The sequence below is a fragment of the Pollutimonas subterranea genome, assembly GCF_002849655.1.
GTDB lineage: Bacteria > Pseudomonadota > Gammaproteobacteria > Burkholderiales > Burkholderiaceae_B > Pollutimonas > Pollutimonas subterranea.
In genome coordinates this window covers 83,495-108,757 of sequence record NZ_PDNW01000013.1, presented here as the reverse complement: position 1 = coordinate 108,757, position 25,263 = coordinate 83,495, and the positions used below count along the sequence as shown (strand labels likewise).

25 protein-coding genes and 1 pseudogene are annotated in these 25,263 nt (G+C 58.2%); 13 read left to right on the top strand and 13 right to left on the bottom strand.

Going from position 1 to position 25,263, the window contains the following annotated elements:
• Positions 1–4: 4 nt before the first annotated feature.
• The 3 genes from CR159_RS15175 to CR159_RS15165 all read right to left on the bottom strand — a co-directional run bounded on the left by CR159_RS15175 (position 5) and on the right by CR159_RS15165 (position 4,256).
• Positions 5–1,153, bottom strand: coding sequence for an HlyD family secretion protein (locus CR159_RS15175; RefSeq protein ID WP_102074802.1), 1,149 nt, complete (start codon positions 1,151–1,153; stop codon positions 5–7).
• Positions 1,146–2,750 (bottom strand): efflux transporter outer membrane subunit, encoded by a 1,605-nt coding sequence (locus CR159_RS15170; protein WP_102074826.1) that lies wholly within the window; start codon positions 2,748–2,750, stop codon positions 1,146–1,148. The genes CR159_RS15175 and CR159_RS15170 overlap by 8 nt, the downstream gene beginning before the upstream one ends.
• Positions 2,751–2,837: 87 nt before the next feature.
• Complete coding sequence (locus CR159_RS15165) at positions 2,838–4,256, bottom strand: patatin-like phospholipase family protein (protein WP_102074801.1); 1,419 nt, start codon at positions 4,254–4,256, stop codon at positions 2,838–2,840.
• A gap of 301 nt (positions 4,257–4,557) precedes the next feature.
• Between CR159_RS15165 and CR159_RS15160 the strand changes: the two genes are divergently transcribed.
• Entirely contained in the window at positions 4,558–5,139 is a 582-nt protein-coding gene (locus CR159_RS15160) for a YqaA family protein (RefSeq protein WP_102074800.1), read from the top strand.
• A gap of 54 nt (positions 5,140–5,193) precedes the next feature.
• Here the strand turns inward: CR159_RS15160 and CR159_RS15155 are convergent, their stop codons facing one another.
• Complete coding sequence (locus tag CR159_RS15155; protein ID WP_102074799.1) at positions 5,194–5,610, bottom strand: DUF411 domain-containing protein; 417 nt, start codon at positions 5,608–5,610, stop codon at positions 5,194–5,196.
• A 112-nt stretch (positions 5,611–5,722) separates the two neighbouring features.
• A complete protein-coding gene (locus CR159_RS15150; protein WP_102074798.1) occupies positions 5,723–6,661 on the bottom strand; it encodes a LysR substrate-binding domain-containing protein in 939 nt (312 codons plus the stop codon).
• Between the two features lie 82 nt (positions 6,662–6,743).
• Here CR159_RS15150 and CR159_RS15145 point away from each other — a divergent pair, with 82 nt between their 5' ends.
• Both CR159_RS15145 and CR159_RS15140 read left to right on the top strand, forming a co-directional pair.
• Positions 6,744–7,955, top strand: a complete 1,212-nt coding sequence (locus tag CR159_RS15145; RefSeq protein WP_102074797.1) for a M20 aminoacylase family protein — start codon at positions 6,744–6,746, stop codon at positions 7,953–7,955.
• 33 nt (positions 7,956–7,988) lie between these two features.
• Complete coding sequence (locus CR159_RS15140; RefSeq protein ID WP_102074796.1) at positions 7,989–8,969, top strand: tripartite tricarboxylate transporter substrate binding protein; 981 nt, start codon at positions 7,989–7,991, stop codon at positions 8,967–8,969.
• A gap of 18 nt (positions 8,970–8,987) precedes the next feature.
• Here CR159_RS15140 and CR159_RS15135 read toward each other — a convergent pair whose 3' ends face one another.
• Positions 8,988–9,323: a four-helix bundle copper-binding protein gene (locus tag CR159_RS15135; RefSeq protein ID WP_102074795.1), complete on the bottom strand. Its 336-nt coding sequence runs from the start codon at positions 9,321–9,323 to the stop codon at positions 8,988–8,990.
• A 164-nt stretch (positions 9,324–9,487) separates the two neighbouring features.
• Between CR159_RS15135 and CR159_RS15130 the strand changes: the two genes are divergently transcribed.
• Entirely contained in the window at positions 9,488–10,366 is an 879-nt protein-coding gene (locus CR159_RS15130) for a pirin family protein (RefSeq protein WP_102074794.1), read from the top strand.
• A gap of 12 nt (positions 10,367–10,378) precedes the next feature.
• On the opposite strand, the gene CR159_RS15125 is transcribed toward CR159_RS15130, so the two are convergent.
• Together CR159_RS15125 and CR159_RS15120 are read right to left on the bottom strand one after the other, a co-directional pair.
• Positions 10,379–10,675, bottom strand: a complete 297-nt coding sequence (locus CR159_RS15125) for a hypothetical protein (protein ID WP_143705470.1) — start codon at positions 10,673–10,675, stop codon at positions 10,379–10,381.
• 129 nt (positions 10,676–10,804) lie between these two features.
• A complete protein-coding gene (locus tag CR159_RS15120) occupies positions 10,805–11,803 on the bottom strand; it encodes a formylglycine-generating enzyme family protein (RefSeq protein ID WP_102074792.1) in 999 nt (332 codons plus the stop codon).
• A gap of 416 nt (positions 11,804–12,219) precedes the next feature.
• Here CR159_RS15120 and CR159_RS15115 point away from each other — a divergent pair, with 416 nt between their 5' ends.
• The 6 genes from CR159_RS15115 (at position 12,220) to CR159_RS15090 (ending at position 17,810) form a co-directional block, all read left to right on the top strand.
• A complete protein-coding gene (locus CR159_RS15115) occupies positions 12,220–12,576 on the top strand; it encodes a hypothetical protein (protein WP_233208339.1) in 357 nt (118 codons plus the stop codon).
• A gap of 103 nt (positions 12,577–12,679) precedes the next feature.
• Positions 12,680–13,567: a LysR family transcriptional regulator gene (locus CR159_RS15110; protein WP_102074791.1), complete on the top strand. Its 888-nt coding sequence runs from the start codon at positions 12,680–12,682 to the stop codon at positions 13,565–13,567.
• Between the two features lie 126 nt (positions 13,568–13,693).
• Positions 13,694–14,632, top strand: coding sequence for a hydroxymethylglutaryl-CoA lyase (locus CR159_RS15105; protein ID WP_102074790.1), 939 nt, complete (start codon positions 13,694–13,696; stop codon positions 14,630–14,632).
• 4 nt (positions 14,633–14,636) lie between these two features.
• The gene (locus tag CR159_RS15100; protein WP_102074789.1) at positions 14,637–15,839 is read left to right on the top strand and encodes a CaiB/BaiF CoA transferase family protein; all 1,203 of its coding nucleotides are present in this window, start codon (positions 14,637–14,639) and stop codon (positions 15,837–15,839) included.
• A 35-nt stretch (positions 15,840–15,874) separates the two neighbouring features.
• A complete protein-coding gene (locus tag CR159_RS15095) occupies positions 15,875–16,837 on the top strand; it encodes a Bug family tripartite tricarboxylate transporter substrate binding protein (RefSeq protein WP_102074788.1) in 963 nt (320 codons plus the stop codon).
• 4 nt (positions 16,838–16,841) lie between these two features.
• Positions 16,842–17,810, top strand: coding sequence for a 2-hydroxyacid dehydrogenase (locus CR159_RS15090; protein ID WP_102074787.1), 969 nt, complete (start codon positions 16,842–16,844; stop codon positions 17,808–17,810).
• Positions 17,811–17,844: 34 nt separating this feature from the next.
• Here CR159_RS15090 and arsH read toward each other — a convergent pair whose 3' ends face one another.
• Together arsH and arsC are read right to left on the bottom strand one after the other, a co-directional pair.
• A complete protein-coding gene (arsH, locus tag CR159_RS21910; protein ID WP_233208345.1) occupies positions 17,845–18,561 on the bottom strand; it encodes an arsenical resistance protein ArsH in 717 nt (238 codons plus the stop codon).
• Between the two features lie 93 nt (positions 18,562–18,654).
• Positions 18,655–18,990: pseudogene (arsC, locus tag CR159_RS21905) on the bottom strand (arsenate reductase (glutaredoxin)); the annotation flags it as partial.
• Positions 18,991–19,050: 60 nt separating this feature from the next.
• On the opposite strand from arsC, the gene CR159_RS15080 reads away from it, so the two are divergent.
• Together CR159_RS15080 and CR159_RS15075 are read left to right on the top strand one after the other, a co-directional pair.
• Entirely contained in the window at positions 19,051–19,365 is a 315-nt protein-coding gene (locus CR159_RS15080; RefSeq protein WP_102074785.1) for an ArsR/SmtB family transcription factor, read from the top strand.
• Between the two features lie 17 nt (positions 19,366–19,382).
• Positions 19,383–20,672 (top strand): arsenic transporter, encoded by a 1,290-nt coding sequence (locus CR159_RS15075; RefSeq protein ID WP_102074824.1) that lies wholly within the window; start codon positions 19,383–19,385, stop codon positions 20,670–20,672.
• On the opposite strand, the gene CR159_RS15070 is transcribed toward CR159_RS15075, so the two are convergent.
• Positions 20,655–21,923, bottom strand: a complete 1,269-nt coding sequence (locus CR159_RS15070) for an MFS transporter (protein ID WP_102074784.1) — start codon at positions 21,921–21,923, stop codon at positions 20,655–20,657. The genes CR159_RS15075 and CR159_RS15070 overlap by 18 nt on opposite strands.
• A gap of 217 nt (positions 21,924–22,140) precedes the next feature.
• Here CR159_RS15070 and CR159_RS15065 point away from each other — a divergent pair, with 217 nt between their 5' ends.
• The gene (locus CR159_RS15065) at positions 22,141–23,169 is read left to right on the top strand and encodes a calcium:cation antiporter (RefSeq protein ID WP_233208338.1); all 1,029 of its coding nucleotides are present in this window, start codon (positions 22,141–22,143) and stop codon (positions 23,167–23,169) included.
• Positions 23,170–23,235: 66 nt separating this feature from the next.
• Here the strand turns inward: CR159_RS15065 and CR159_RS15060 are convergent, their stop codons facing one another.
• Complete coding sequence (locus CR159_RS15060; protein ID WP_102074782.1) at positions 23,236–23,961, bottom strand: ferritin-like domain-containing protein; 726 nt, start codon at positions 23,959–23,961, stop codon at positions 23,236–23,238.
• 1 nt (position 23,962) lies between these two features.
• The gene (locus CR159_RS15055) at positions 23,963–25,150 is read right to left on the bottom strand and encodes a hypothetical protein (protein WP_102074781.1); all 1,188 of its coding nucleotides are present in this window, start codon (positions 25,148–25,150) and stop codon (positions 23,963–23,965) included.
• Positions 25,151–25,263 lie beyond the last annotated feature (113 nt).

Below are 25,263 nucleotides of genomic sequence, written 5' to 3'. Positions count from 1 at the left end.
AGCGTCAGTAGGCATAAGAAAGCCAACTCATCAGGCGCAGGTACAAGCGACCCAGCAAATTGAGCGGATTGCCCGGGGTTGGAAATGCCATGACTTCTGCCTGGCCGCCCACGCGAACGCCGCGCAAGGTAGGCAATTCTCCCGGGTTGATTTCGACAACGACTGGAAAACGCTGGGCGGGGCGCAGCCAATCGCGGCTGTTTTGTACCGTCGGCAGGCTGCCGGGCGGCGCTGCCGGCCCGACATTGACGCCATATCCCACGCTGCGCACGCGGCCCTCAAAGACTCTTCCCGGTAGCGCATCCAGGACGATTGCCACCGCAGTGCCGGGTTCGACATGGCCAAGATTGTTCTCGGTCATCTCGGCGCTGATCCAGACATCGTGGATGGCGATCAGCGTCATGACCGGGTTGCCGGCGGCGGCGAACTGGCCTGCATCGGTGCGCAAGTCGGTGATCAGGCCGGCCGAGCGCGCGCGCACCTGCGTATTGGCCAGGTCGAGCTCGGCCTTTTGCACGGCGGAGGCGGCGCTGCGGAGCTTGGCGTTGTCTTGCTCGTTGCCCCCTTCCTGCTCGCGCGCCCGCTGCACCTCCGCCCGCGCGGCCGCGACCTGGCTGACGGCCTGCGCCAGGTTTGCCCGCGCGACCTCCAGCCGACGTAGCGAAATCGTGCCCCGGTCTTCGCGGTACAGGCGCTCGAGCCGGCTGCTGTCCTGGCGCGCCCTGACTTCATTGGCTTGCGCGGCACGCAATGATGCCTGCGCCGAATCGATGCCGGCCGTGCTGGCGCCGATCTGCCGGCGTGTCGCCTCCAGGTCCGCGCGGGCGCGATCGAGCGCGATCCGGTAATGCTCGGGGTCAACGTCGAACAGGATGGCGCCGGCCCGAACGTCCTGATTGTTACGCACGTGCACCTTGGTCACGCGGCCCGACACCTCCGAGGCTACGGGCACGACAAAGGCTTGCACCCGCGCCTGCTGGGTATAGGGCGTGAACCGGTCAGCCAGCAGATACCAGACAAGGCTCAGTATTATCAGCAGCAAGACCCACCTGAGCCCCTTCTTTGCTGGGTCGGCGGCAGGTGCCGGTGCGGGCGTCGGTGCGGGTTGCTCGGGCGGCGGAGGCGCGGCGGGGGGACGCGGGGTTTCACTCATTGGATCGCACCTTTTCCACAGGGAAGGCGGCGGAAGAATGGTTCGACTCGGACAACAGATCGCCCCAGTCGGTGCGCCGCCGCATCTGGTCGAGGGTGGGCGGGTCCAGCAGCGGCTGTTCGCTTTGCCAGCCGCCGCCCAGGGCCTTGTACAAAGCAATCAGCTCGCTTACGGCGGCGCCACGGTTCACCACGTAGGCGTCCTGCTGGGTGGCCAGGGCGCGCTGGGCCTCGAGCACGCGCTGGAAGTCAGAATAACCCTCGCGATAAAGCGCGTTGGCCAGCGTCAATGACCGTCCGGCGGCCTGCGCCGAGTCACGCAGGATGCTGTCGCGCTCCAGCGCCTTGATCAGGCTGCTGGCCGCATCGTCGGCTTCACGCGCCGCCTGGCGCACATCGTCCTGGTAGGCGACGATCAGTTGCTGAAGCCGGGCGTCCTGGACTCGCACATTATTCTTCAGACGGCCATGGTCGAACACATTCCAGCTCAGGGTGGGGCCGGCGAGCAGCGCCATGCTGCCACCCGTGCCCGCCAACGACGTGGCGGACCACGCAATGCTGCCCAGCAAGGCCAGCGATGGATAGAGATCTGCCTCGGCCACGCCGACCAGCGCGGACTGCGCCGCGATCCGCAATTCCGAGGCGCGGATATCGGGACGACGAAGCAGCAGGTTGGCGGGCACATCCTGCAGGACCGCCCGGTCGATCAAGGGAAGGCTCTCCGCCTTGGCCGACAGTGCCGGCAATTCCGGCATAGGCCCGGGAGGCCGGCCAATCAGGACAGCCAACGCATTTCGCGTCCGCATGATCTGGCTTTCAAACCCGGGGATGGTGCCCAGCGTGCTCAGGTATTGCGTCTTCGCCTGTTGAAGGTCGAGCTCGTCGGTCTCGCCGCTCTTGAATAGCCGCTCCGTGATCTCGTAGCTGCGTTTCTGGATTGACGCGTTGGCGCGGGCTATGCGCAGGCGCGCCTCGATGGTGCGCAGCGAAAAGTAGCTCTCGGCCACTTGTGCGTGCAGCAGCACCAGCACATCGTTCCGGTTGGCCTGGGCCGCGAAATACGACGCATCCGCCGACTCAATGGCGCGGCTGAAACGTCCCCAGAAATCCAGCTCCCAGCCGATATCGAAGCCGGCGCTGTACTGCCAGAAGTTACTCGGGCGAGCGTTTCCTTCCGCCGAGCGCGATGATCGGTGTTGGTAGAAGGCATCTGCGCCAACAAGCTGCGTTTGCGGGTAGCGACCACTCCTGGCGATGCCGAGCTGCGCGCGGGCCTCCATGATCTGCAAGCCCGCAATCCGCAGGCCCGCATTGTGCGCATCGGCCTGGGCCATCAGATAATCCAGGACCGCATCATCAAACACCTGCCACCACTGTCGGGAATCCGGTTGCAGGCGCGCTTGGGTGGCTTGTTGGAGCGCCGGCGTGTTCCATTGCCCGGCCCATGCTTCGCGCTGAGGCTCGAAGTCGGGCCCGAGTTGTACGCAACCGCTAAGGCAAAGCGCAGCAATCAGCAGGAGCCGGGTGCGCAGAATGAGCGCAAGGATGTCCACCGGCACTGAGCCTTTCCACCCTTTCAGTCCGTTCCACGAGCGCATGGCGGTCATGATCTGAAGGTGCCTTTTCGCTTTAGCGAGATGCTATCGGTTGCGCGGTCTCGGCATTCCAGCGCAATTTTCACACCTCTATTGGGGAATTACATTAAAAGATCGCACTACATCCGCATAGTCGTTGGACTCTCTTAGAATCTGGCCCGCCACATTGCGCAACTTGTCGATCTCTTCCGGTTCAAGCACGAAGCTTGTCGGCAGCTCCATGAAATAGGCACGCTCCACAGGATCGTCAATCTCGTCGAAACTCACCGCAATTACCTTAAGACTGAGGGTCGGCACACTGGCTTCAGCTTGCGACTCACTCGAACCCGCAAGCCGGGCTTGCGCCACTTTCAGTTGGCGCTTCCATAGCATCACTTCGGCCATGTCTTTCATGATCTCGACCGTCTCAAAAGAGTATTTTTCGATCGGTACACTCGTGGACTGCAAAAGTTGGGTAACAAAACCGGGTGGGGTTTCCCTTTTATCCCAGTCGGTGTGTGGCGCCGATTTAGAGTCGACGACCATTAAAACGATCCGTCGAATATCGCCAAAGCGGAGCTGCTCCGCGTAGGCTGAACTGGCCTCCAACTCCTCGAGAAACTCCAGCGCAGCGCGCACTCCGATATTGTCGGAAACGCCGCCATCGACCAAATGAATATAGGGACGATCTTTACTGTTCTGAAAGTTTTGCATTTCGCGATAACGTTGGTAGGCGCGACCTGAAGGACGCGCCCGCGTTTCAGGATCGGAAACCTCCTTGACCCATAAGGGGTACTGGAAATTGCACGTTCCACCATAGTTATTGAACGTGACAGGAGATAGCACGACAGGGACGGCAGACGACGTTGCCGCGGCACGCGAGAGGCGGACTTTGTTCAGATCAGAGCAGAGCAGATCGAAATCATTCTGAAAGAAGATCAGGCGTGATCCGCTTGACAGATCGGTGCCTGTTGCCAGGGCAACCGGGCCGGGCTTATCAAGCAAGTCGGCGAATGTCGCGCCTTCGAACAGGATCTCATCGTAGTATTCAGCGGCAAGCTCCGAGCGCCCGGCGCTACCTCCGATGAATTTCCACCAATTAAACGGATTGATCATACGGGCAATGAGCGCGCCCTCGACATCACGCTTAAGAAAACGCGTCTCGTACTCTGAAAATAACCGCTCGCCATATAACGCGTAAGCCAGCGCCGTGAAGCTTCCGCCCGATACGCCCGTGATGATGTCAACTTCATCAATCAGCCGGCGATGCTCACCTTGGACAACGATCTCGGTTCGCCGCAGTTCTTCCAGCATACCGTAAGAGAATGCAGCGGCCCGGGTTCCGCCACCCGAGAATGACAGTATCATTAACGTAGTCAGGTCGTTATTCTTACGCTCTGGTAGTAGAAGATAGGGACGGTAGCCGCTTTGTGGATCGACCTGCGTAATAGGCACATTGATTGGCCTACTCGCACAAGCAACGAGCAGCATGGCGACCGAAACCGAGACAATTAAGCGCGCAATTCCCATGATCGATTTCCTGATAGTTATCCTATCCATCGAATAGCTGGCTGAAAAATCGCCGCTTATTGTTAACTCATGGCGTACGCCAAATAGGTGAGTTGCAGGCTCGTTCCTGCAAAGCCATTGTCGTTGCAGGTAACGGCTTCGCGCCGTATCGTGCACTATTATTCACCTATAACATCGTTTCCGCTAAGGACGATTTCGTATGCAGATATTTCTGAGCAGGTAGCCATGGAATTCATTATGTCAAGGACGCTTCTGCTACCATAGACGCCCTGCACGCACCGCAGCGAACCACTACCCCCACATGAAAATATTTTCCCCGCTTTACGCTCGCGCAATGGCTTGGTCGCGCCACCCAAAGGCCCCGATCTTCCTTGGGGCGCTGAGCTTCTGCGAATCGGTATTCTTTCCCGTTCCGCCCGACGTCATGCTTGCGCCCATGTGCATGGCTAATCCGAAACGAGCTTGGTGGTTCGCTTTCATCACCACGCTTGCTTCGGCGCTCGGCGGAGTCTTGGGATACTTGATTGGGTACTACGCCATCGATGCCATCCAGCCGTGGCTACAGACCACCAGCTATTGGCCGGCTTACGAGACGGCAGTCGCATGGTTCAAGGACTATGGTTTCTGGGCCATATTCGTGGCGGGCTTCTCGCCAATTCCGTACAAGGTGTTCACCATTGCGGGAGGAGCCATGGCAATGGCAATGCCGACATTTGTCCTCGCTTCCCTTATTGGCCGTGGAATGCGTTTCTTTATGGTCGCGGGCTTGCTGGCCCGTGGCGGCCCCCGCATGGAGGCCCTGCTCCACCGCTATGTAGATCGTATCGGATGGGCTACGGTAATCCTGGTTGTCATCGCAGGCGTGTGGCTGGCGTTTTTCTGAACGTCGACGACCTTGCCTGCGTCATTCACACACGAGCCATTTTTTTCAGCCGTGCTAGTCCCTGGAAAACGGTTTACCGGTAAAGTCGACGGTAACCAGATTGCCGTCCAGCTCGCCCATGCCTGGCGCATTCAGCGGCATGCCAGGCGCCGAAACTCCTTTCACTGAAGAGTCTGCAAGCAGCTTGTTGACGGCGCTGGCCGGCACGTGCCCTTCTATGACTTGGCCGGTCGCCTCCACCACGCCCGTATGACACGAACCAAGATGCGCGGGCACCCCGAGTTTTTGCTTGACTGACGCCATGTCGACGGTCTTGATGGCCGTAACGTCAAAGCCGGACTCTCGCATGTGCTCGACCCAGCCGGAGCAGCAGCCGCAATTGGGATCCTGGCAGACGGTGATGGCGGTACCGGCAGCCAGTGCAAAGGATGATGCGGCAGTCAAGGCCGCCGCTGCTAACCATAATTTCATGAAACCTGCTCCAGCAAAATAAAAAAGTTGAGTTTCTCGTAACAACGATAAAGACCGCGCGCGGGCAGTTTGCCATTAGGCATGCGTTCACGCCAGTTGGGCTGTTCGCGCGTCAAAGCGGCTTGATGTCGCCCAAGGCGGCCCCGCCGCCTGATTGCTGCTGCCGCAAATAATGCCTGAACAGGTCGGCCAGGGTAGCCGCCGCCGTCGACGGTGGCGCGTGCTTCAGACGCAAGATGCCCAGTACCGCATCGGGCAGGTCGACGTCGAAGCGGACCAGCCCTGCTGTCTGCGCCCCTATCGACGGATCCTCGAAGAACACGGCAGGCAATACCGTGAGCATATCGGTGCTGGATACCAGTTGCCAATTGATCAGAGTGGAATTGGTGTCCAGGATGCGGCGAGGCGGTGCCAGCCCGCGGCTGATCATCCAATTCACCACGCGCTCGCTATAACTGCCCGCGTGCATACTTAGAATCCACTCATAGTCCATGAGCGATTGGACGTCCCCGGTACCGGCCATGGGGTGGCCTTTGCGGCCCACCACGTAAAAAGCCGTGCGCACCAGCGGCTCGAAGCTGAGCGCCTCGGGAACCAGGGCGGGTTCGGCCATGATGACGGCGAAATCCATTTCACCTTCCACCAGGGCCGGTGCAACGATAGACGGCAAGCCTTCGCGAAGGTTCAGCGCTACCAGCGGCCTCAAACGTCGAAAATGGGCCCAGACATCGGGCAGCACGGACAGGACTACCATCGGTGTCACACCCACCGACAACTTTATCTGTCCCTGACCGGTCAATGCGTGAATTTCCGACTGGGCGATATCGAGTTGCTGTCGCGCGACCTTGGCCCGGTCGTGCAAAATCTTGCCGGCGGCCGTCAATTGCACGCCGCGATAACTTCTGATTAACAGCTCTGCCCCAACTTCGCCTTCGAGCTCCTTCAAGGATTTCGTCAGCGCCGCTTGGGACAGGTTAAGTTGACGCGCTGCCGCACGTATGGTCCCAGTCTGGGCGGCCGCCAGGAGTGCCTTCAGGTGATGTTGTTTCATTTCTTGGCGTGATAACTGGAGGTTGTCATCGAAAACAATTTGTCAGTATAGCGAACTGCGGGCACTCATCAATAATTGAGCAATGGACACTAAAACACTGCCCCCCAACGACTGGGATGACTATATCGCGCTTAGGCGCGACATCCACCGCCATCCGGAATTGGGCTTCGAAGAACATCGCACTGCAGGGCTTGTGGCGGCACGCCTGAAAGCGCTTGGGTACACCGTGACTGAAAACATTGCCGGTACGGGACTCGTCGGCACGTTGCGCCATGGCACATCGACGCGCAGCATAGGATTACGCGCCGACATGGACGCCCTTCCCATCCAGGAAACCACCGACCTCGCCTGGGCCAGCAGCACACCCAACACCATGCACGCTTGCGGCCACGACGGCCATACGGCCATCTTGCTGGCAGCGGCCGACGCCATCGCCCGGCGCCGCTCCTTCGACGGCACGGTTCATCTTATTTTCCAACCCGCCGAAGAACTCGGTGGGGGTGGCGGCGCACGCCGGATGCTGGAGGAAGGCCTGTTCCAGCGATTTCCCTGCGATGCGGTGTTCGCCATGCACAACATGCCGGGCTGGCCTGTCGGTCAGTTCATGTTCAAGGACGAGGTCATGATGGCGTCGGCCGACCGGGTCATCGTCACATTCCGCGGCAAGGGCGGCCACGGCGCGGTTCCGCATCAAGCCATCGACCCCACCATTGCGGCCGCCAGCGCGCTCATGGCGCTGCAAACCATCGTTTCGCGTACTATCGACCCTCTGCAAAGCGTAGTCATCAGCGTCGGAAAACTGCATGCAGGCGCTACCTACAACGTCATCCCGGACAGCGCATACATGGAATTAAGCGTGCGCACCTTTTCGGCCCCGGTGCGCGAACAGCTGGAAGCGCTCATCACCCGTATCTGCACACTGCAAGCCGAAAGTTTCGGCGCAACGGCAGTAGTCGATTACCAGCGCGGCTACCCTGTCCTGGTCAACACAGCGGCCGAAACGCAAAGCGCCGTGGCAGTGGCCCGGCAGCTATTCGGCGACGACAAGGTCGTCACCGACATCGACCCTCTTATGGGCAGCGAAGATTTTGCCTACATGCTGCAAGAATGCCCCGGCTGTTATCTGCTGATCGGCAATGGCCACATTGGTGCTCACGACGCTGCAACCGGCCTGACGCATTGCATGGTGCACAACCCGGGGTACGACTTCAACGACGAGTGCCTGGCCCCCGCGGCCAGCTTTTGGACAGCCCTGGTCGAGCATCGCCTGTCGCCTGACCCCATAGCTCGATAACCCCCACTCTATAAATAGACCAACGGAGACCTCATGATCAAGCCGCTACTCGCTTTCGGCATCGCCGGCAGCGCCCTGTTTTCCTTCACTCAGCCCGCTGTCGCACAATCTTCCACACAAACCAGCATCGTGGTGCCCTACCCGGCCGGAGGGGGCTCCGACTTCATCGCCAGAACGGTGGCCCCCGCCTTGGCCGAAGCCCTGGGTCAGAACATTATCGTCGAGAATCTGAGCGGCGCCGGCGGCGCTGTTGGCAGCAATCGCCTGCTGCAACGTCCCGCCGACGGACATACGCTGCTGCTGGGCTCGCCCAACGAAGTCATTCTCGCTCCAGCGGTCAACAAGGCGCTGAGCTACAAGGCGGAAGACTTTCGTCTCGTCGGGCCGGTGACCACGACCAGCCAAGTACTGGTCGGCCGCAGCAGCCTTGAAGCCGCCACGATCACAGAACTGCTCGACAACGCCAAAGCCTCGTCCGCCAAACCGATCAGCTACGGCAGCGTCGGGATTGGATCGCTCTACCACGTTACAGGCACCGTCCTCGCGTCGGAAACGGGCACCGATATGTTCCACGTTCCATACCGCGGCGCTGCACCGCTGGTCCAGGACCTGATGGGCGGGCAAGTGGATATCTCCTTCCTTCCCCTGGCCGGGAACGTGCTTGGCCTGATCATGGACGGGAAGCTGAAACCTCTGGGTGTGGCGCAAGCCGAACGCAACCCCTTGGCGCCCAGCATCCCGACACTGGCTGAAGTCGACCCGCGACTGAAAAATTTCCTCTATCCGACCTGGGCCGGCTTGCTTGTCAAGGCCGACACCCCCGATGCCGAAGTCGCCCGACTGCAAGCCGCACTTGCCAAAGTCTTGGCCGACCCCAAAGTCAAAGCCGGTATCGAAGGCAGCGGTTCCGGCGTGGCGAAACCACTGAACGTGGAACAGGCTGATGCCTTCTACGCACAAGAAACGGCGCTGTTTCGCAAGATCGTGTCGGACAATAAGATCAGCGTGGAGTAGAGCCCCACGCACTCGCAGTCAGGCCGCCTGGGCCATCCGCCTGCACGCTTCGGCGCACTTGCGGCAGGCCTCGGCACAGCGTTGACAGTGCTCCATATGGTGCTTGCCGCATTCATCCGCGCACGCTTGGCATACATCTGCGCACAGGCGGCAGAGCGCCTGGGCAAACTCGCTTCCTCTAGCCATATAGCTGGCGGCAAGACGGCAAATTTGCGCGCAGTCCATGTCCAGCCTGATGCAGCGCGCCATGCTTTTAACGTCCTGTTCCTGCAGGCATGAAGCAGCACAGTGGTCGCACTCGGTGGCGCAGGCATAGCAAGCGTCGATGCATGATTGAAACTTTTCATGGGACATGTTGATCTCCAGTATAAAAGAGTGTGGTTACCAGTGCCCACGCTACGCGAGGCCACTTCTTGGCCCAGCAACTGGGATGCCGCAATCCGACTACCAGACTTATCGTTCATAAGTTATCTTCTCTCCATGGCAGTTCTTACTGCAAATCCTTCAAGGAGCAAGTCATGAAGAAAGTTCTTGGCATCTACAGCAACCCACGCCAGCATTGGGTCGGCAACGGCTTTCCTGTGCGTTCGCTGTTCTCGTACGACACGCTGGGCCAACACGCGAGCCCCTTCCTGCTGCTCGACTACGCGGGACCAACGGAATTCAAGCCCGCCAGCTCGCCGACTGAAAAGCGCGGCGTAGGCTCACATCCACACCGGGGTTTTGAAACTGTGACCATTGTGTACAAGGGCGAGGTGACGCATCAGGACTCGACCGGCAGCGGCGGCACCATTGGCCCCGGGGACGTACAGTGGATGACGGCAGCCTCCGGGCTCCTGCACGAGGAGTTTCATTCGCCGGCGTTCACGCAATCGGGCGGACAGTTCGAGATGGTGCAGCTATGGGTCAACCTGCCGGCGAAAGACAAGATGAGCGCGCCGCATTATCAAAGCATCGTCGCCCAACAAATTCCATCCGTTGCATTGCCTGACGGCGCTGGCAGCGTGCGTGTGATTGCCGGCAATTATGACGGCCATCAGGGGCCGGCCCAGACCTTCACTCCCATGAATGTCTGGGATATGCGATTGGGCCAAGGCAAGGAAGCGCGATTGACGCTACCCGAAGGCCACACCACGGCCGTCGTGGTACTGCACGGCACGGTGCTGGTTAACGGCGAGGTCGTACGCGACGCCCAGATGGCGCTCCTGGAACGTGAAGGCGACCGCCTCTACCTGGAAGCCAATAACGAGGCCACCCTTCTGGTGTTGACGGGCGAACCGATCGATGAACCCATCGTGGGGCATGGCCCGTTCGTGATGAACACGCAAGCCGAAATCGTCGAAGCGATCAATGACTTCAACGCTGGCCGCTTCGATCGCATCAACCAGTCGGTGTGATGCTGTTTGGGTTTACTTACCTGATCCTGTCACCTGCAAGGCAACTGCTTCGACGTACACGGCTTCGACCCGATTGCCAACCTCGATTTCTTTAAGTTGAGCAGGATCTTTAACCAATAGCTCGACAGTGTGTTGGGCACCTTGCAAGGTAACGGTAGGGGCGGAACGATTGACGGCGACCACATCGGCAATCATGCGAACCGTTTTCTCGATGGCGCCTCCGGGCTTCTGTCCCGTATCGGTACGCATGGTCCGCGTCGATTCGTCACGCTCGCGTATTCCTGTGCCCTTGACTTTATTAAGTTCCATGGCAATAGCTTGGGCATACGTCAGCGTTACCAGGTCGTGCTGCCAATACAAAAGCTGCGAGCAAGAGAGAATAACGATTCATCTTCATTTGATAATCCTTTACTCAAGAGTGTATGTAGCGGTCTGTGTTCATGCTAGTGTCCCCGACCTGTTCACACAACGGAAACCAACATGGCTGGTCGACGTATCTTCCGGCTCGGGGTGGCGGGCCGCCGGCCGATAGCGCCGGCAATAATTGGGAGCGCATAAATGCGAACCACCCTTCAGTACACGTCTCGCGATTCTGATTGTGGGCTCCGATGGGTCATAGCTCGCCTGTACATCCATTGCTCGTGGATTGCTCGGAATACAGCACGATTTTTTGGCTGGTTCCGGATGGTGTCGGGTCCAGTAATCGCTTGTCCATTCCCACACGTTGCCTATCATGTCAAAAAGGCCATAGCCGTTTTCGGGAAACGCATCAACTGGTGATGTGCGATAGTAGCCATCCTCCAAACGGTTCTCCAGCGGAAAGCATCCCTGCCAGATATTGGCCATATGCTGCTTGCCAGGCATCAGAGCATCGCCCCAGGCGAAGTCTGCTCCTTCAAGCCCTCCTCGGGCGGCAAACTCCCATTCAGCCTCGGTAGGCAGATCCTTGCCGACCCAGAGGGCGTACGCCATGGCATCCGCATATGCGACGTGTACAACAGGATGGTCCAACTGATCCTTGATCGAGCTCATGGGTCCTCTGGGATGCTGCCAGTCTGCACCGAATTCATAGCGCCACCACTGAGAAGCATTCTCCAGCCCATCTATGCACAAAGGAGGGGCGAAGACCAATGAACCAGGCCGCAACATGTGGGGTAAAGCACCTGGGTAGTCAGCAGGATTTGGAGACTGTTCTGCGACAGTGGTATATCCGGTCTCTTGGACAAAAGCCATGAACTGGCGATTGGTGACCAATGTACGACCTATCCAAAAATCGCCTACAGTTACTTGATGTGCTGGAGCTTCCTCGATGTAGTGCAAATCAGATCCCATTAGATAAGATCCGCCTTTGATAAACACCATGTCGCTGCTATCACCCATCAATCCCGTGTCCGTATCGGGCCTAGCGGACTCACCATACGATTTGCTGTCAATCATTGATCAAGCCCTCATTCCACTTTCAAGAAGAAAAAAGCATGTCATACGCAAAGCTACTGGCCCGACTCTGCATCTAGATTTCAAAAACTAAAAATCAAATAAAACCGGCAGATTTGCTCGGATTCTGGCTCAGATCGTTGCTGCGTGTGGTTATTTCTTATTTCAAGAAGAGTCCGGCCATAACACACGACACCGACACGCCCGACAATTGCGCACAGCTTACCCGGCAAGGGATGGAACACTCTTGCGACTCTATGGCCCACTGGAGGCTTGTTTTGACAAGACCTGGAAGCCGGGTGAGATCGAACCGGTTGAGTGACAGATCAATAAAGGGTCCGGCGTGCTACGTCGGCGTTGACGTTGCCTTCGCAAAGGGAAATAATGGACATGAAACTAGCGTTGCACGGGAGAGAAAGATGAATATGAAGCTATTCCTGACCATGGTTCTGCTCGGTTGCGCTGCAACATCGGCACAAGCACAGTCCGATCTTCGCTTTCTCCACGAATCTCCGATCACAAAATTCAAGAAAGCCGACACCGATCTATTGCTCAAGACCCTGAACCAGGCACTTGACAATGGAACGGATGGCACTCCTGTCACATGGGAAAATCGCAGTGCCGGCAACAGCGGGAGCATCACACCGTCAAAAGACCCACAAGGTCGAAGCCATTGCCGCAAGGCTCGCGTCGAGAATCGACATCAAGCCATGCACAACGCGACCGAGGCCGTTTTCTGTAAGGTTGACGGCAAATGGAAGGCGGTCAGCAAATAAGCCAGAGTACGACTATGCCCGATGCCGGATAGTTGGCGCCTGGATACACTACGTTGTATAACCTTGGGGCTCGCCTGCCGCGGCATTCCTTCCGAGACTTTGCATGCCCTATCGGTTTGACCTGTATACCCTCCAGCTGTTTATTGCTGTCGTTGAAGAAGGCAGTATTGCAGCCGCCGCGAAGCGCGAGCATATTGCGGCGTCGGCGTTGAGCAAGCGCTTGTCGGAACTGGAGCGGATGCTGGGCATGGATCTGTTCATCAGGCGCCCGCGAGGCGTCGAGGCGACGAAGGCGGCCCATACCCTGGTTCGCGGGGCGCGCAATCTGTTGCATCATGCCGATGATTTGTCCAGCGAGCTGAACGGGCATGCCCAAGGCACATTCGGCCGCGTCCGTCTCGCCGCCAATCTTTCATCGATTGCTCAATTTTTGCCCCAGGCATTGCGCCTATTTCTTAATCAACATCCCGGCGTGACGGTGGATTTGAATGAAATGGTAAGTACTGAAGTCATGCGCGCCGTGGCCGAAAACACCGCGGACATCGGTATTTATAGCCAGGCGGATGATCAATATGGCCTCACTACGTTTCCCTATCACGAGGATCGCATGGTGTTGGTCACTCCGTGCGACCACCCCCTTGCGTCGAGAAAGTCGGTTCATTTCATCGACACCCTGGCATACGACCATGTCGGCATGCATCGCGGCAGTGCTGCCAACATCCTGTTGGCGCGCGAAGCCATTGCGGCAGACCGGACACTGAAGCTGGCATTCCAGGTAACGTCCTATGACGCGCTGATTTCGATGGTGGACGCCGGGCTGGGCATTGGCATTATGCCCGTCAAGGCCACCACCCTGTATGCTTGTAGCGGAATACGGATCGTGCCGCTCAACGATGCCTGGGCCTCCCGACGCCTAAAGCTCTGCGTGCGGCCGGGCGAAACCCTGTCAGCCGCTGCGCAAAGTCTTCTTGATCATTTGATTCAGAAATGAATCATCGCGAAACGCGATGTCTCCATGAATAAATGCGGGTTGTTGCGATACATCCAGCTCGATACGATACAAGCCATACGCGCACAGCGGTAACAGGCTTGCGATTCCAGCACCATGGAGAAGGAAATGAACATACCAGCCAGCGTCGAGGTAATTGAAGTCGGCATGCGTGACGGACTGCAGATGGAGTACCAATTCATCGATACCGGCACCAAAGTGGAGTTGATCAACGGCCTGATGGCTGCTGGAGTGCGGCATATTGAGGCCACTTCTTTCGTTTCTCCACGGGCAGTGCCGCAACTGGCGGACGCCGCTGAGGTTCTGGCCGGCGCCCATCGTCCGGCGGGTTCGCGGTTCGCCGTGCTCGCGCCCAACTTGAAAGGCGTAGAGCGCGCCATCGCCGCCAAGGCTGATGAAATCGTCGTGTTTTTGTCATGCAGCGAGAGCCACAACGAGAAAAACCTGAATCGCTCGATTGACCGGTCATTGGAAGATATCTCCGCCATCGCACAACGTGTCAAGGACGTGGACATCATAAAGAAAGGTGCCATTGCCTGCGCGTTCGGCTGTCCTTTCGAGGGCGACATCGACCTCGATACGCTCATGCGAATTGCGGGCAATTTCCACGCACTCGGCTTCCGGGCGCTCACCCTGGGCGACACAACCGGCATGGCGACACCCAGGCTGGTCACACGCACGGTCCTGGCACTGCGCGATGCCTTCCCGGAAATGAAGCTCACGCTGCATTTCCACAATACCCGTGGCATTGGACTGGTCAACGTCGTAGCCGGCCTCAACGCAGGTATCGACAGCTACGAATCGTCATTGGGCGGACTTGGCGGCTGCCCCTTCGCGCCTGGCGCCAGCGGCAACATCTGCACGGAAGACCTTGTCTATTTGCTCAACGAAATGGGCATACAGACTGGTATCGACCTCGGGAAGCTCATTGACGTGGCAAGCCGTATGGAATCCATCCTGGGCCGCAGCCTGCCGGGGCAGGTGATGAAAGCCGGGCCGCGACTACGCCTGCACGGCTACGAAGACGCCGCCTGCGCAATGGGTTGAAGCCATGCCACTTTCTGGAATCCGCATCCTCGACCTGACCCGCATTATCTCGGGTCCTTATTGCACAGCCTTGCTTGCCGATCTTGGCGCCGAGGTGTTGAAAATCGAGTCGCCTGAATCGGGCGATCCCGTCCGCGAACAAGGCGTCATTCGCGACGGAATCAGCTGGTATTTCGCCAATTACAACCGCAACAAGAAATCCCTGGGAATAGACCTATACAGCCCGGAAGGCAAAGCCCTGCTGGCCCGCCTGATCTCCGCCTGCGATGTCGTGGTCGAGAACTACCGACCCGGTGTCATGGAAAAAATGGGCTTTGGACCGGAACGCCTCAAGGAACTCCGTCCAGACATTATCCATTGCAGCATCAACGGCTTCGGCGACACCGGACCTTATCGCGACCGACCGGCTTTCGATTTCGTGGCACAAGCAATGAGCGGCTTCATGAGCTTGAATGGTGCTGAAGACGACCCGCCTTTACGAGCAGGTCCGCCCATCAGCGATCTGATTGCCGGCTTGCATGGAGCGCTAGGCATTACGGCCGCCCTTTTGCGGTGCAAGCAGACCGGACGCGGCGACTCCGTCAACGTCAGCCTGCTCAGCAGCATGGTAAGCATGCTGAGCTTTCACGCGTCCAACTTCCTGGCCAGTGGCGTCGTGCCGCCTCGCAGCGGCAACGACCATGGCATCGCTGCGCCTTATGGCCTGTTCCAGACCAGCGACGGCCAGGTAGCCATTGCGCCCAGCAATGACGGCGTTTATCACAAGCTGCTTGACGCGGCCGGCCTGTCGCATATCCGCGAGCGGCCCGAGTTCAACACCAATGCGCTACGCATGGAGCGCCGGCAAGAGATCAAGGAGATTATCGAGACGCGCACGCGTGAGCACTCGAGCGAGTACTGGATACAGCGCCTGAACGAATTCGGCGTGCCTTGCGGGCCGGTGCTTGGCCTGCCCGATGTCTTCAATGATCCTCAGGTCAAGGACCAGGAAATGACTATAACTGTCAACCACCCTGGACACGGCGACGTTCGCATGCTGGGTTTTCCAATCAAATTTACCGAAGCACAAAGTTCGTGCCGGCTCCCCGCGCCCGAGCTGGGCGCCGACACCCAAGACGTTCTGATGTCCATAGGGCTAAAGGCCGCTGAAATCGAGCATTTGCAGGACATTGGCGTTATTTCAACAACCCGTTGCACTTCTGCCTGAGAGCAGTTCATAACAGAAAGATGGAGACAAAAACAATGACTCGAAAACTTCTTCTCGCCTTGGCGTCTTTAGCGTTCGTGACACCAACCATGGCGCAGACCTATCCCGTTAATCCGATCAGCATCATCGTCCCCTTCACCCCGGGTGGCGGCACTGACAGCATGACCCGGCTGGTCAGCAACCAACTGTCGGAACAGACGGGGTGGAATGTGATTGCAGAGAATCGGGCAGGCGCCGGCGGCACCATCGGCCTTGCCACCGCGGCACGGGCCACTCCTGACGGCTATCGCCTTGTCATGGGCCAGGTCGATAACCTGGCCGTGGCGCCGTGGCTGTATCCGAACCTGTCATACGACTCGGTAAAGGATTTTTCCCCTATTGTGAATGTAGCTGGCACGTCAGTCATCATCGTCACCCGCGCTGATTCTCCATACAAAACGCTGGAAGACGTCACCAAGGCGGCAAAGGCAAAGCCCAATAGCATCGACTACGCATCACCGGGCGCGGGCACCATTACGCACCTCGCGGCCGTGTTGTTCCAGGAGAAAGCCGGAGTCACGTTGCAGCATGTCCCCTATAAAGGTTCCGCTCCGGCCATGGCGGACCTGCTAGGCGGCCAAGTGCCTATCCTGTTCACGTCGATCCCGTCGGCCTTCGCGCAACTGCGTGCGGGCACGATCAGGGGCCTGGCTGTTACGTCGAGCGAACGCAGCACCATATTGCCCGATGTACCGACAGTCGCGGAACTGGGATACAAAGACTTCGACGTCACGGTTTGGTACGGGCTTCTTGCACCTGCCGGCACTCCTGACGATATCGTGCAAAAGGTCAATACGGAAATGAATAAAGTCCTGTCATCCGACGAGTTGAAGAAAGCCATGAACGCTCAGGGCGCTGAACCGCTGGGCGGCACCTCAGCGGAGTTCGCAGCGACCATCGCGCGCGATCACAAGAAGTGGGGTCCTATCGTCGAAGCCTCCGGAGCCAAGGCAAATTAATTCCATGATGGATAAAAGCTTGCGCGTCTATGTCGCCTGTCGTTTTCCACCGGAAGTCCTGGATCTGTTCGTCCAGCGATTCCGTGCAACTTACAATGGGACAGGCCGGATCTTGACCGCAGCGGAACTGGTCGCGCGCGCCGAGGGCATGGACGCGATTATCATTACCGCAACAGACCGCGTCGACAAAGACGTCGTCGCGCAGCTGCCTTCCTCCGTCAAAGTGGTCTGCACCTACTCGGTAGGAACAGACCACATGGACCTTGACGCCCTGCGCGAGAAAGGCATTTCAGTGCTGAGCACGCCTGACGTGCTTAACGAATCATGCGCCGATGCGGCATTGCTGCTGATGCTGGGCGCCGCAAGGCGGGTTATCGAAGGCAGTGCCCTCATTCGTGAAGGCCGCTGGACGGGCTGGAGCCCGCAACAACTGATCGGCCATGACGTCTGGGGAAAACGGCTGGGCATACTTGGCATGGGCCGTATCGGCCGCGCGATCGCCACACGGGCTCGCGGCTTCAACATGCAGATTCATTATCACAATCGAAGTCGCTTAGCGGCCGATATCGAGGCAGGTGCCCGCTATCACGACGACCTGGCAACGCTCGCCGCGCACAGCGATTTCCTTTGCATTGCGTGCCCGGCAAGCCGCTCCACGCGAGGAATCATCAATGCCGACATACTTGGGCGCCTGCCTGCCAACGCGATCGTATGCAACGTATCGCGCGGTGACATCATTCAAGACGAAGACCTCATCCAGGCGCTGGAAAGTGGAGCTATCGCCGCTGCCGGCCTCGATGTATTTGCGGGCGAACCAAACATCCACCCTGCTTACCGCACGATGCCCAATGTCTTCGGTTTACCGCACATCGGCAGCAGTACGCTAGACACCCGAATTGCGATGGGCGAAATCCTGTGCACAGGCCTGGAAGCGTGGGCAACGGGTACCAAGCCGGTCAACCAGGTGTGCTGAGTCACGGCAAATGACGCATAAAAGCGCCGGCGAATCAGCGTTCTTGATCCATCGCAGCTGATGCCAGGCGTGCCACCTCTGCCGCGACGCCTTTGCGCTCGCTGTACCGGTCAGTCAGGTAATCGCTGCGATCCCGGACCAGTAAGGTGAACTTTATCAACTCTTCCATCACGTCTACGACACGGTCATAGTAGGGAGACGGCTTCATTCGCCCCGCCTCATCGAACTCCTGAAAGGCCTTCGCGACGGACGACTGGTTGGGGATGGTGACCATTCTCATCCAACGGCCCAGTACACGCAGTGCATTGACCGCATTGAAGGACTGGGACCCGCCGCTGACTTGCATTACAGCCAGGGTGCGGCCTTGCGTCGGGCGCACGCTTCCAATTTCCAGCGGCAGCCAATCGATCTGGCTCTTGAACACTCCCGTCAATGTGCCATGGCGTTCGGGACTGCACCATACCTGCCCCTCCGACCAGGTGGACAAGGCACGCAGCTCGGCGACCTTGGGATGGTCGGCGGTAACGCTGTCAGGCAGCGGCAGGCCATGTGGATCGAAAATTCGAGTCTCCGCCCCCAAGCGTGTCAGGATGCGCGCGGCCTCTTCGGTAAGGAGGCGACTGAACGACCGCTCACGCAATGACCCATACAACAACAGTATGCGTGGCGGATGCGTCGCCCCGCTGTGCAGCGATAGCTTGCCGTGAGTGGGCGTATCGAGCAGCGCCTCGTCGAGCACAGGCAACGTCATGTCTTGGGGTGGTAAATAAGTGCCCGATCCCACGACAACATCGCCATCCTCTTTGGTAAAGGGCCCCTGTTGCGCTTTGGGAAGAATATCCAGGACCACTTCCGAAGGTCGGCATAGACGTACGCCGATCGGGGTAACGACGAAAGGCCGGTTTATCAGGATGGGATGCTCCTGGACCGCATCGAGCAGTTGGGCATCCGTAAGCGTCGCATTGTCGAGGCCTAATTCAAGGAGCGGCGTGCCTTTCTCGCGCAACGCCTGACGCACCGTCAACCCCGCGCGTTGGATTAAATCGGCAAGCACCTCGGATGAGGGTGGCGATTTCAGGTATTCGATTACGGTAGGCTCTATGCCTGCATTGCGAATCAAGCCCAGCGTGTTTCGCGAAGTCCCGCAATCGGGATTATGGTAAATCGTTACGGTACTCATGGAACTCCTTTTGGTACAGCAGTAATTCTATCATTTCAATATTTCGAGTATTATCGATTAATGGAAACCAAAAGCATAGTACGGGCGTTGGCAGCTATTGCCCATGAAGCCCGATTGGAAACATATCACCAGCTCGTCCAGGCCGGTCCCGCTGGCCTGGCGGCCGGGCGCCTGTCGGAACTGGTGCAGATCCCTCCCTCTTCGCTTTCCTTTCACTTGAAGGAATTGGTCAATGCCGGCTTGTTAACGTCCCGTCAAGAGGGACGTTTCGTCTTCTATTCAGTTCAATTTGAGACGATGAACTCACTTCTTGCATACCTTACGGAAAACTGCTGCGGCGGCGATCCATGTGCTGCCACCCCAAAAACCCGCTAGCCAAAGAGAACCCCAACGTGCTTGCAGCGCTATTGATTTTTGTTGTCACCATTGTTCTGGTCATTTGGCAGCCGCGCGGCTTGAACATAGGCTGGAGCGCACTAATCGGCGCCATGCTGGCGCTGGTTTTCGGCGTGGTGAACCTGTCCGATATACCCGTCGTCTGGCACATTGTCTGGAATGCCACCGCCACCTTCGTCGCCATCATCATTATCAGCCTGCTATTGGATGAAGCCGGCTTCTTTGAATGGACGGCACTGCATGTCGCCAGATGGGGCCGCGGCCAGGGACGTCTGTTGTTCGCTTTGATCATCTTGCTGGGCGCCACCGTTTCCGCTTTCTTTGCCAACGACGGTGCCGCATTGATCCTGACGCCTATCGTCATGGCCATGCTGCTGGCGCTTGGGTTCACCCCGGCGGCCACCCTGGCCTTTGTGATGGCGGCGGGCTTTATTGCGGACACGGGCAGCCTTCCGCTTATTGTTTCGAATCTCGTCAACATTGTTTCCGCAGACTTTTTCGATATCAGCTTTGCACGATATGCCGCGGTAATGGTCCCGGTCAATGTCGTTTCCGTTGCCGCCACCCTGCTTGTCCTCTTGCTGTATTTTCGCAAGAGCATCCCGGCGAGATACACCGACGATCAGCTCAAGCTGCCCAGTACCGCAATTCGGGATATCGGAACCTTTCGGGCCGGCTGGGTGGTGCTGGGGCTGCTGCTGGTCAGCTTCTTCACCCTTGAAGGCTTTGGTGTACCGGTCAGTGCGATCGCGGCGCTGGGCGCCGCAGCATTGCTTGTCGTCGCCGGACGCGGACATGTGATCAGCACCCGCAAAGTCTTGCGGGAGGCGCCATGGGCCATCGTGATATTTTCCCTGGGCATGTACATGGTCGTCTATGGCCTGCGCAATGCCGGCTTGACCGAAATGATCGCCGGCTTGCTCGACTACTTTGCCAGCCATGGCTTATGGGCCGCCACGCTGGGCACTGGCGTGTTGACCGCCCTGCTTTCCTCCATCATGAATAACCTGCCCACCGTACTGGTGGGCGCGCTTTCCATCGACGCCAGCCAGGCGACGGGAGTGATTAAAGAAGCCATGATCTACGCCAATATTATCGGCAGCGACCTGGGTCCGAAGATCACGCCCATCGGCAGCCTCGCGACACTCCTGTGGCTGCACGTCCTGGCGCGCAAGGGCATGACGATTACATGGGGCTACTACTTCCGGGTAGGCATCGTGCTGACCTTGCCTGTTTTGCTTTTAACGCTCGCCGCGCTCGCGCTGCGATTAGCGGTGGCCCCTTGACATGGAATGACTAGTCCAGGCCGCCAGCCAAAAACTGAGGGTCAAGAGTGCGGCGCATGCGGCGATGGACCAGACCACCACACCGTAGGACATAGTGCTGGACCAGAGCAGTGCGGCGGCTACAGGCGCAAAGGCTCTGGCCAGCGTGCTGGGAAACGTCAGCAAGCCGTTGATCGCGCCATAGGCCCGGCGGCTTAGCATTTCAGGCACTACCAATCCACGCACGATGGTAAAGATACCGTTGCTCGCGCCATAGACGACACATACGGCTATGACAATCAACATGCTGGAGGGCCGTAGCGCCAAGACTAAAAATACCAAGGGAAATACAGCCACCACAAAGGTGCCGATGCGCCGCATGGACATTCGCGAGCCAAAGATGCTGATCAGGATTCGACCCGCCACTTGGGCGGGACCGATGGTGGCAATGGCCCAGACCACATCGCTGGTCGACAGCCCCCCTTCAAGCAGCAATGGGTACATGTGAAAGGTAAAGGCCGTGAAGGCGCCCGCGTAAGCAGTAAGCGCCAGCATCAATAACCAGAAAACCGGCTTATGGAACGTGGCCCTGACTTCTTGCTTGTCGGTGGTCAGTGCTGGTCCGTGGCTGGAATGTATGAAATGGACAGCATCTTTGTCGGGCCGGATAAAGCCGAAATATGCGGTCGCACACACCAAGCCATTGATCAGCGCCAACACAAGCAGAGCGTCGCGCCACCCCCAATGATCCAATAAGAATTGCACAAGGGGAATAAAAACGGTACTGGCAAATCCCCCCCACAGCGTTATCGCGGTAATGCCTGCCCTGGCCTTGCTTGTTCCGACCCTTCGAGCAATCACGGCAAAGGCCGGTTCGTAGAGCGCCGCCGCCTGCAGGGCCCCGATGCCGGCGATAACCAGGTAGAAACCCAATAAGCCGTCGACCTGCGACCAACAGGCCAGCAACACGCCTGCCATGAGCGACGCTCCCCCCATGAGTGCCCGGCCGTGCCCGTTATCAACAGCGACACCGACGGGATAGGCGAGAAACCCGGCCAGAACCAGGCCTATCGTGGCTGCGCCATATACATCCGTCTTGGACCAGCCCAGTTCAGCCATCATCGCCTCCGCAATCAAGGGAAAGCTGTAGTACAGCGATCCCCATGCGCAGATTTGGCCGATGCCCAACGCTGTGATGAGCGCCCGAGGGCTGTCTGTGGTTTCTGAGGGTCTGGAGGGTTCTTCCGGCACGGTCGCCTGGGTATTGGACATTGAGTCCACGATTGTATAAGCGTTTCACCTTCCAGCACATGCTCGCTTGGGCGCCGTTCAGCAAGGAACGCCATTTGCTGTCAACTGGCGGTCTGGCCGCGGCGCCGGATACAAGAAGCCAGGGGAAGTGATAGTGCAAGAGGCGTCATCAGTACAGAAGCTCACTCTAACAATCAAAAACGAACGGCTTGTAGTGCTGGCGCTTCTGACTGGTGCCGTGACCTACTGGTTCGAGGAACCGTTGCTGAGCGGAGGACGCCTTATCGCGCTTACGGTAGCGGCGGTTTTGATCCTGGCTATTGTCGGTGCTTCCTTACGCGTTGCCCATCATGCGGAAGTGTTGGCCGAAAAAGTCGGGGACCCCTACGGCACCATGATTCTCACCTCCTCCGCCGTACTGGTTGAGGTCGTGGTGCTGGGGATCATGATGAACCATGAGCCGTCGCCCACTCTGGTGCGAGATACAATTTATGCCGCTGTTATGCTCGATATCAATGGCATCCTTGGCTTGGCCGCCCTACTGGGTGGCCTGAAGCACGGCGAGCAAGCCTATAACGACGACTCCGGCAAGACATACGGCGTGATGATACTCACCGCCATGGGAATTTCGATGGTGGTGCCCGAATTCATTCCCCATGCCAGTTGGCACCTCTATTCAGCATTCACCATTGTGGCCATGCTGATGCTGTATGGCCTGTTCCTGCGCATGCAAGTCGGTACGCATAGCTATTTTTTCAGCTATAGCTACCCTGAAAAGCGTGCTGGATCCCGCCTGGTTAAGCGTCCGGCCACCACAGTCATCCAGTCCGCGGTGCTGCTGGCAGCCGGCATTGTGGTGATTGGTGCAATCGCCGAGATCATGTCCAAGTCGTTGAATGTGGGACTAAGCGGCTTAGGGGCGCCGCCGATGGTTATCGGACTGGTTGTGGCCTGCATCTCGGCGTGCCCCGAAATTATGACGGCGCTTCGCGCTGCTCTGGCTAACCGAATGCAGTCGGTGGTAAACATCGCCATGGGCGCCTCGCTGTCTACCGTCATTCTTACCGTCCCCGTGATGGAAGCACTGGCCCTGTTCACCGGGACTCCGTTCCAGATGGCCATGACACCCGTGCAGACAGTAATGATCGCGATCACGCTGATTGCGGCGGCTATTAACTTGAACGATGGCCAAAGCAATGCAATCGATGGAATGACGCACTTTGTGTTGTTTGCCACTTTCCTTATGTTGACGACCCTGGGACTCTGATAGCAGCATGGCCATGCGCTGCCATGATCCCACTGGCAGCGCATCTGCACCCGGCCTGACTCGCTGTCACGCAGCTTCGCTCAGGACCATCTCGCGCAGCCATTTCTTGATCAGAACCAGATGCTCCGCTTCGCTCTGCACCGCCTGTTGAAATAGCTGGACCAGGTCGCCATGTCCTGATTCTGCCGCAAGGTCACACAACAACTCCCAACAGGCGTTATCGGTCAGCTCGGCCGTCAGGATGGCCTCGAGGCTTTGGGCAATTGTCGTTCTCGGATCGGTAATGACCTGCAGCAGGCCCAGGGATGCGACGGCACTTACGTCGGCACAGGGCGTCTGTGCCGTGGGATCCGCACCCAAATTTTCCATCACGCCTGTCAGCAGATGAAAGTGTGCCGCTTCCTCACTACAGATATGCAAGAGGTCAGTACGAAGTTCGGCGCGGCGGATATGCCCTGACGCTTCCACCTTTGTGATCAGCGCCTGGTACAGCCGCACGCCTGATCTTTCGAACGCGAGGCGCTGGCCCAGCTTGTTGATCAGCACTTCCGGGTTCTTGCCCTTTATCTTGTCCACCGTCGTTGCCAACACTCCCTTTCCCGTGCCGGGCAACGGCACCGAGCCGACACGCAGCGATTGTGCAACGTACTGAGCCCGTACTTCCGATAAGGCCGAGGCACCACCCTCCGAGCTGGGGGGCTGCGACAATGCAAACTGCGCCTGCGAGGGACCTTCTACCGGCGACATCTGCATGCCAGTGCGGTTCATGCCGATTTTTGTGTTGTCTTCCATGTCAGTTCCTTCGGATGGGATTATCGTGGTTACGGCTAAGCTCGGTGCCCGGCGACCATTGATATCCGGCCGCCACGCTATCACTGGGCGATCCTTCGGCGTTCAATATGGTCCTGGCCCGGATCGATGCCTGGCTTTCATCTTGCTGGTCGACGAAGGCAGTGCCATTCGCACGCAGCGGTACTTCGGTAGACAGCACTGTGCGGACAAATTCGCGTTGCGACGCGAACTGCAGCGACGTCGGAATCACCTGCCCCAATACTTCGGCGGGATCCCGCCGTTCGTATTGCTTGAATAGCTCGCTGACCATAGCCAGATGGCCCAACTCATAATCAAGAAAGCGTTCCCATATTGCCTTTATCCGCGAGTTCGTTTCCTGCTCCACGCAGCTGTAATAGGTATAGACTTCGGTGGCTTCATGAATAAGAATTTTCTCCAGCAATGACTCACCTGGGTCCTGGAGCGACCCATATTGCGTGACATGCTGTTCTTCTATCGAAGCGATTTCGGCATACAGTTGTCGAGCCATGGGATCGGCAAACAGTGGGCCGATGTTCATGTAATAGTCATGGGTCTGGTATTCAGCAGCGGTAATCAGCGTGGTATGCAGCTTTGTGATGAGTGCCGTGTTACCTCGCTCGTAGTGGCGCCGCACATCGTCCTGGGGCGCGCGGTGCTCGTCTACCGTAGGCCGCCCGGGCACGATGTCGGTATAGCCCTGCAAGATGTTGTTGGCGTCTTTCCCTTCCAGTCTGTCCAGCAGCGCACTATAGCGATAAAGATGGTCGAAGTCCTCCAGGAGGCCAAACCGGTACGTTTGCGCCTGATACGGATCAGGCTCGGCCTGAGCCACCGCGGCAGTGACCTCTATGGCTACTTGCTCGTAGGCAATGGTGGTTTCCAATGGCGAATGGTCGGCAGACAAAAGCCAGTTGATCATTGTGGCTTGGTGCTGCTCAACGCGCCGCAGTTTGGCCAACGGTACGCGCAGCTCGTCGTTAAAGCGCGCCGCGATGTGCTTGAGACGCAGCGCATCAAGCTCGAGACCGTTCAATAAAATAATGCGGACACGTGTAAAAGCGTCATCATCGAGCTTGCTGATAGGGTTACCCACCATGTCACGCCATGTAAATCGTTGCTGGTCCAGCGGCGTGCCGGCGTTATCCCATAGGTTGTTTATCGGTCCCATGTCGTTCCTCCTGAAAGTCACCTTTTTTCAGCAAGATGCGCGCCCGCATGGGGACCCATGATGTTGCCCAAGAAGGCCCACTGCCCGTACACGACCGTTACAGGGCACAGCGT

Excerpts from the sequence above, each read along its gene's own strand:
- CR159_RS15175 (WP_102074802.1), bottom strand. The coding sequence starts at position 1,153 with ATGAGTGAAACCCCGCGTCCCCCCGCCGCGCCTCCGCCGCCCGAGCAA.
- CR159_RS15170 (WP_102074826.1), bottom strand. The coding sequence starts at position 2,750 with ATGCGCTCGTGGAACGGACTGAAAGGGTGGAAAGGCTCAGTGCCGGTG.
- CR159_RS15165 (WP_102074801.1), bottom strand. The coding sequence starts at position 4,256 with ATGGGAATTGCGCGCTTAATTGTCTCGGTTTCGGTCGCCATGCTGCTC.
- CR159_RS15160 (WP_102074800.1), top strand. The coding sequence starts at position 4,558 with ATGAAAATATTTTCCCCGCTTTACGCTCGCGCAATGGCTTGGTCGCGC.
- CR159_RS15155 (WP_102074799.1), bottom strand. The coding sequence starts at position 5,610 with ATGAAATTATGGTTAGCAGCGGCGGCCTTGACTGCCGCATCATCCTTT.
- CR159_RS15150 (WP_102074798.1), bottom strand. The coding sequence starts at position 6,661 with ATGAAACAACATCACCTGAAGGCACTCCTGGCGGCCGCCCAGACTGGG.
- CR159_RS15145 (WP_102074797.1), top strand. The coding sequence starts at position 6,744 with ATGGACACTAAAACACTGCCCCCCAACGACTGGGATGACTATATCGCG.
- CR159_RS15140 (WP_102074796.1), top strand. The coding sequence starts at position 7,989 with ATGATCAAGCCGCTACTCGCTTTCGGCATCGCCGGCAGCGCCCTGTTT.
- CR159_RS15135 (WP_102074795.1), bottom strand. The coding sequence starts at position 9,323 with ATGTCCCATGAAAAGTTTCAATCATGCATCGACGCTTGCTATGCCTGC.
- CR159_RS15130 (WP_102074794.1), top strand. The coding sequence starts at position 9,488 with ATGAAGAAAGTTCTTGGCATCTACAGCAACCCACGCCAGCATTGGGTC.
- CR159_RS15125 (WP_143705470.1), bottom strand. The coding sequence starts at position 10,675 with ATGGAACTTAATAAAGTCAAGGGCACAGGAATACGCGAGCGTGACGAA.
- CR159_RS15120 (WP_102074792.1), bottom strand. The coding sequence starts at position 11,803 with ATGATTGACAGCAAATCGTATGGTGAGTCCGCTAGGCCCGATACGGAC.
- CR159_RS15115 (WP_233208339.1), top strand. The coding sequence starts at position 12,220 with ATGAATATGAAGCTATTCCTGACCATGGTTCTGCTCGGTTGCGCTGCA.
- CR159_RS15110 (WP_102074791.1), top strand. The coding sequence starts at position 12,680 with ATGCCCTATCGGTTTGACCTGTATACCCTCCAGCTGTTTATTGCTGTC.
- CR159_RS15105 (WP_102074790.1), top strand. The coding sequence starts at position 13,694 with ATGAACATACCAGCCAGCGTCGAGGTAATTGAAGTCGGCATGCGTGAC.
- CR159_RS15100 (WP_102074789.1), top strand. The coding sequence starts at position 14,637 with ATGCCACTTTCTGGAATCCGCATCCTCGACCTGACCCGCATTATCTCG.
- CR159_RS15095 (WP_102074788.1), top strand. The coding sequence starts at position 15,875 with ATGACTCGAAAACTTCTTCTCGCCTTGGCGTCTTTAGCGTTCGTGACA.
- CR159_RS15090 (WP_102074787.1), top strand. The coding sequence starts at position 16,842 with ATGATGGATAAAAGCTTGCGCGTCTATGTCGCCTGTCGTTTTCCACCG.
- arsH (WP_233208345.1), bottom strand. The coding sequence starts at position 18,561 with ATGACGTTGCCTGTGCTCGACGAGGCGCTGCTCGATACGCCCACTCAC.
- CR159_RS15080 (WP_102074785.1), top strand. The coding sequence starts at position 19,051 with ATGGAAACCAAAAGCATAGTACGGGCGTTGGCAGCTATTGCCCATGAA.
- CR159_RS15070 (WP_102074784.1), bottom strand. The coding sequence starts at position 21,923 with ATGTCCAATACCCAGGCGACCGTGCCGGAAGAACCCTCCAGACCCTCA.
- CR159_RS15060 (WP_102074782.1), bottom strand. The coding sequence starts at position 23,961 with ATGGAAGACAACACAAAAATCGGCATGAACCGCACTGGCATGCAGATG.
- CR159_RS15055 (WP_102074781.1), bottom strand. The coding sequence starts at position 25,150 with ATGGGACCGATAAACAACCTATGGGATAACGCCGGCACGCCGCTGGAC.